Genomic DNA, 4,670 nt, shown 5'->3' with positions numbered 1-4,670 from the left:
GCAGCATCACCCGACGCACTTTGCGCCGAATAAATACCTGTGACGGAAGATCACTTCGCAGAATAAATAAATCCTGGTGTCCCTGTTGATACCGGGAAGCCCTGGGCCAACTTTTGGCGAAAATGAGACGTTGATCGGCACGTAAGAGGTTCCAACTTTCACCATAATGAAATAAGATCACTACCGGGCGCTGAGAGATCCCCTCATAATTTCCCCAAAGCGTAACCATGTGTGAATAAATTTTGAGCTAGTAGGGTTGCAGCCACGAGTAAGTCTTCCCTTGTTATTGTGTAGCCAGAATGCCGCAAAACTTCCATGCCTAAGCGAACTGTTGAGAGTACGTTTCGATTTCTGACTGTGTTAGCCTGGAAGTGCTTGTCCCAACCTTGTTTCTGAGCATGAACGCCCGCAAGCCAACATGTTAGTTGAAGCATCAGGGCGATTAGCAGCATGATATCAAAACGCTCTGAGCTGCTCGTTCGGCTATGGCGTAGGCCTAGTCCGTAGGCAGGACTTTTCAAGTCTCGGAAGGTTTCTTCAATCTGCATTCGCTTCGAATAGATATTAACAAGTTGTTTGGGTGTTCGAATTTCAACAGGTAAGTTAGTTGCTAGAACCCATGGCTCCTTTGCCGACGCTGAGTAGATTTTAGGTGACGGGTGGTGACAATGAGTCCGTGTCGAGCGCTGATTTTTTCGGCCTTTAGAGCGAGATTTATACAATAGAATTTGGCATGAGATTGGATTGCTTTTAGTCAGCCTCTTATAGCCTAAAGTCTTTGAGTGACTAGATGACATATCATGTAAGTTGCTGATAGGTTTCCAGTTTTCCGCTCCTAGGTCTGCATATTGTACTTTTCCTCTTACTCGACTTAACCAGTACCAACCCAGCTTCTCAACGGATTTATACCATGGCACTTTAAAGCCAGCATCACTGACAATGAGCGGTGTGGTGTTACTCGGTAGAATGCTCGCAAGGTCGGCTAGAAATTGGTCATGAGCTTTCTTTGAACATTGCTCTGAAAGCGGGAACGCTTTCTCATAAAGAGTAACAGAACGACCGTGTAGTGCGACTGAAGCTCGCAATACCATAAGTCGTTTTTGCTCACGAATATCAGACCAGTCAACAAGTACAATGGGCATCGTATTGCCCGAACAGATAAAGCTAGCATGCCAACGGTATACAGCGAGTCGCTCTTTGTGGAGGTGACGATTACCTAACAATCGGTCGATTCGTTTGATGTTATGTTTTGTTCTCGCTTTGGTTGGCAGGTTACGGCCAAGTTCGGTAAGAGTGAGAGTTTTACAGTCAAGTAATGCGTGGCAAGCCAACGTTAAGCTGTTGAGTCGTTTTAAGTGTAATTCGGGGCAGAATTGGTAAAGAGAGTCGTGTAAAATATCGAGTTCGCACATCTTGTTGTCTGATTATTGATTTTTCGCGAAACCATTTGATCATATGACAAGATGTGTATCCACCTTAACTTAATGATTTTTACCAAAATCATTAGGGGATTCATCAGTACCGGGCGTATTTTTTGAGTTATCGAGATTTTCAGGAGCTAAGGAAGCTAAAATGGAGAAAAAAATCACTGGATATACCACCGTTGATATATCCCAATGGCATCGTAAAGAACATTTTGAGGCATTTCAGTCAGTTGCTCAATGTACCTATAACCAGACCGTTCAGCTGGATATTACGGCCTTTTTAAAGACCGTAAAGAAAAATAAGCACAAGTTTTATCCGGCCTTTATTCACATTCTTGCCCGCCTGATGAATGCTCATCCGGAATTTCGTATGGCAATGAAAGACGGTGAGCTGGTGATATGGGATAGTGTTCACCCTTGTTACACCGTTTTCCATGAGCAAACTGAAACGTTTTCATCGCTCTGGAGTGAATACCACGACGATTTCCGGCAGTTTCTACACATATATTCGCAAGATGTGGCGTGTTACGGTGAAAACCTGGCCTATTTCCCTAAAGGGTTTATTGAGAATATGTTTTTCGTCTCAGCCAATCCCTGGGTGAGTTTCACCAGTTTTGATTTAAACGTGGCCAATATGGACAACTTCTTCGCCCCCGTTTTCACCATGGGCAAATATTATACGCAAGGCGACAAGGTGCTGATGCCGCTGGCGATTCAGGTTCATCATGCCGTTTGTGATGGCTTCCATGTCGGCAGAATGCTTAATGAATTACAACAGTACTGCGATGAGTGGCAGGGCGGGGCGTAATTTTTTTAAGGCAGTTATTGGTGCCTAGAAATATTTTATCTGATTAATAAGATGATCTTCTTGAGATCGTTTTGGTCTGCGCGTAATCTCTTGCTCTGAAAACGAAAAAACCGCCTTGCAGGGCGGTTTTTCGAAGGTTCTCTGAGCTACCAACTCTTTGAACCGAGGTAACTGGCTTGGAGGAGCGCAGTCACCAAAACTTGTCCTTTCAGTTTAGCCTTAACCGGCGCATGACTTCAAGACTAACTCCTCTAAATCAATTACCAGTGGCTGCTGCCAGTGGTGCTTTTGCATGTCTTTCCGGGTTGGACTCAAGACGATAGTTACCGGATAAGGCGCAGCGGTCGGACTGAACGGGGGGTTCGTGCATACAGTCCAGCTTGGAGCGAACTGCCTACCCGGAACTGAGTGTCAGGCGTGGAATGAGACAAACGCGGCCATAACAGCGGAATGACACCGGTAAACCGAAAGGCAGGAACAGGAGAGCGCACGAGGGAGCCGCCAGGGGGAAACGCCTGGTATCTTTATAGTCCTGTCGGGTTTCGCCACCACTGATTTGAGCGTCAGATTTCGTGATGCTTGTCAGGGGGGCGGAGCCTATGGAAAAACGGCTTTGCCGCGGCCCTCTCACTTCCCTGTTAAGTATCTTCCTGGCATCTTCCAGGAAATCTCCGCCCCGTTCGTAAGCCATTTCCGCTCGCCGCAGTCGAACGACCGAGCGTAGCGAGTCAGTGAGCGAGGAAGCGGAATATATCCTGTATCACATATTCTGCTGACGCACCGGTGCAGCCTTTTTTCTCCTGCCACATGAAGCACTTCACTGACACCCTCATCAGTGCCAACATAGTAAGCCAGTATATACACTCCGCTAGCGCCCAATACGCAAACCGCCTCTCCCCGCGCGTTGGCCGATTCATTAATGCAGCTGGCACGACAGGTTTCCCGACTGGAAAGCGGGCAGTGAGCGCAACGCAATTAATGTGAGTTAGCTCACTCATTAGGCACCCCAGGCTTTACACTTTATGCTTCCGGCTCGTATGTTGTGTGGAATTGTGAGCGGATAACAATTTCACACAGGAAACAGCTATGACATGATTACGAATTCGAGCTCGGTACCCGGGAATTAAAGAGGAGAAATTAAGCATGGTGAGCAAGGGCGAGGAGGATAACATGGCCATCATCAAGGAGTTCATGCGCTTCAAGGTGCACATGGAGGGCTCCGTGAACGGCCACGAGTTCGAGATCGAGGGCGAGGGCGAGGGCCGCCCCTACGAGGGCACCCAGACCGCCAAGCTGAAGGTGACCAAGGGTGGCCCCCTGCCCTTCGCCTGGGACATCCTGTCCCCTCAGTTCATGTACGGCTCCAAGGCCTACGTGAAGCACCCCGCCGACATCCCCGACTACTTGAAGCTGTCCTTCCCCGAGGGCTTCAAGTGGGAGCGCGTGATGAACTTCGAGGACGGCGGCGTGGTGACCGTGACCCAGGACTCCTCCCTGCAGGACGGCGAGTTCATCTACAAGGTGAAGCTGCGCGGCACCAACTTCCCCTCCGACGGCCCCGTAATGCAGAAGAAGACCATGGGCTGGGAGGCCTCCTCCGAGCGGATGTACCCCGAGGACGGCGCCCTGAAGGGCGAGATCAAGCAGAGGCTGAAGCTGAAGGACGGCGGCCACTACGACGCTGAGGTCAAGACCACCTACAAGGCCAAGAAGCCCGTGCAGCTGCCCGGCGCCTACAACGTCAACATCAAGTTGGACATCACCTCCCACAACGAGGACTACACCATCGTGGAACAGTACGAACGCGCCGAGGGCCGCCACTCCACCGGCGGCATGGACGAGCTGTACAAGTAATCTAGACAGCGCTTTTCCGCTGCATAACCCTGCTTCGGGGTCATTATAGCGATTTTTTCGGTATATCCATCCTTTTTCGCACGATATACAGGATTTTGCCAAAGGGTTCGTGTAGACTTTCCTTGGTGTATCCAACGGCGTCAGCCGGGCAGGATAGGTGAAGTAGGCCCACCCGCGAGCGGGTGTTCCTTCTTCACTGTCCCTTATTCGCACCTGGCGGTGCTCAACGGGAATCCTGCTCTGCGAGGCTGGCCGGCTGCAGGCATGCAAGCTTGGCACTGGCCGTCGTTTTACAACGTCGTGACTGGGAAAACCCTGGCGTTACCCAACTTAATCGCCTTGCAGCACATCCCCCTTTCGCCAGCTGGCGTAATAGCGAAGAGGCCCGCACCGATCGCCCTTCCCAACAGTTGCGCAGCCTGAATGGCGAATGGCGCTGATGTCCGGCGGTGCTTTTGCCGTTACGCACCACCCCGTCAGTAGCTGAACAGGAGGGACAGCTGATAGAAACAGAAGCCACTGGAGCACCTCAAAAACACCATCATACACTAAATCAGTAAGTTGGCAGCATCACCCGACGCACT

At 50.2% G+C, this 4,670-nt stretch carries 2 protein-coding genes and 1 pseudogene; 1 reads left to right on the top strand and 2 read right to left on the bottom strand.

The features are described from left to right. Positions 1 to 203 precede the first annotated feature (203 nt). On the bottom strand, positions 204 to 1,412 hold the full coding sequence (locus tag DS885_RS16300) for an IS4-like element ISVsa5 family transposase (RefSeq protein ID WP_001339197.1): 1,209 nt from the start codon (positions 1,410 to 1,412) through the stop codon (positions 204 to 206). 160 nt (positions 1,413 to 1,572) lie between these two features. On the opposite strand from DS885_RS16300, the gene DS885_RS16295 reads away from it, so the two are divergent. Then, positions 1,573 to 2,232, top strand: a complete 660-nt coding sequence (locus DS885_RS16295) for a type A-1 chloramphenicol O-acetyltransferase (protein WP_000412211.1) — start codon at positions 1,573 to 1,575, stop codon at positions 2,230 to 2,232. A gap of 2,254 nt (positions 2,233 to 4,486) precedes the next feature. Here the strand turns inward: DS885_RS16295 and DS885_RS16260 are convergent. Next, positions 4,487 to 4,606 (bottom strand): annotated as a pseudogene (locus DS885_RS16260) (IS1 family transposase); the annotation flags it as partial. Positions 4,607 to 4,670 lie beyond the last annotated feature (64 nt).

This window comes from Psychromonas sp. B3M02 (genome assembly GCF_003318165.1).
Lineage (GTDB): Bacteria > Pseudomonadota > Gammaproteobacteria > Enterobacterales > Psychromonadaceae > Psychromonas.
This window is presented reverse-complemented; position numbering and strand designations above follow the sequence as displayed.